Source organism: Pseudostreptobacillus hongkongensis, from assembly GCF_001559795.1.
In the GTDB taxonomy this organism is placed as follows: Bacteria; Fusobacteriota; Fusobacteriia; order Fusobacteriales; family Leptotrichiaceae; genus Pseudostreptobacillus; species Pseudostreptobacillus hongkongensis.
In genome coordinates this window covers 1-343 of sequence record NZ_LOHY01000127.1, presented here as the reverse complement: position 1 = coordinate 343, position 343 = coordinate 1, and the positions used below count along the sequence as shown (strand labels likewise).

The window sequence follows — 343 nt, the reverse complement described above, 5'->3', positions numbered from 1 at the left end:
GATACAGTATTTTTATCAACTCCTTGTGTTTCTATTAACCAACCATTATTAGCAGCTATTGCTTCTGATTTTTCTCCTGATAATTCAAATACAGCATTTTTTGAAGCATAGCCTTTTCCACCATTTAAACTTGATTCAAAATTACTTGCTTGACCAAATGAATTATCTTTAGCTATTTCTGCTTTTGCTAAAATTAGAGATTTGTCATTTGACACCGTACTTAATTTAGTGTTGTGTAATTTTACACTTTGATTTTCTGCATTTGAATTACGAGTAGTAACCAATCCCCAATCTTCTGACTTATTATAATCAACTTTAGATTTTGTTGAAAATCCTAGTACAT

The 343-nt window shown here is 29.7% G+C and carries 1 protein-coding gene; it reads right to left on the bottom strand.

The window, feature by feature from the left end; all coding sequences use genetic code 11:
* Positions 1–343 (bottom strand): hypothetical protein (locus AYC59_RS07960; protein WP_169792233.1); only part of this gene is annotated, 343 nt, incomplete at both ends.